Origin of the sequence: Psychroflexus maritimus, from assembly GCF_011089875.1 — a bacterium.
GTDB lineage: Bacteria > Bacteroidota > Bacteroidia > Flavobacteriales > Flavobacteriaceae > Psychroflexus > Psychroflexus maritimus.
Map to the genome: position 1 here is coordinate 1 of NZ_JAANAS010000081.1, position 492 is coordinate 492.

General features: G+C 37.0%; 1 protein-coding gene. It reads right to left on the reverse strand.

The window, feature by feature from the left end; translation table 11 throughout:
• Nucleotides 1-297 precede the first annotated feature (297 nt).
• Nucleotides 298-492, reverse strand: a 195-nt coding sequence (locus tag G7034_RS09810; RefSeq protein WP_166400788.1) for a T9SS type B sorting domain-containing protein, incomplete at its 5' end; no start/stop codon positions are given.

The following is a 492-nucleotide window of genomic DNA, read 5'->3' on the forward strand; positions in this document are numbered from 1 at the left end:
CTACGGCTATGCTTGATTTTTCTAATTTACATAAAGAAAAAAATCTTCATTTTCTTTTACAGTAATTTCAAATAATAACTGGTATTAGGTAGTTTATTTGTGTTTTCATTACGGGGAGATTCCGGATAAATTTCTTAGGAAATTTTCCGGAATGACAGTTCAATGAGGATGGTGGATTTTCCGGAATGACAAGTTAATGAGGGTTTTATCACACCGATAAACGAGGTCTCTCATCTTGCTAACACGTCCTGCTAATAAAAGTCTCCCCTTCGGGGAGATTTAGAGGGGCTTTGGGCTTTACCTCTTCAACGTAAAATTCGACTTAAAGGTCTTTCTATTTCCTGTTCTGGGGTCGGTGTATTCTACTTTGAACCAGTAATCATTACTAGGCATGGGTTTGCCGTTATAAGTTCCATCCCATCCTTCACTACTTGGACTTAATTGCTTGAGCAATTTTCCGTACCGGTCAAATATATAAATTTTTGCATTACT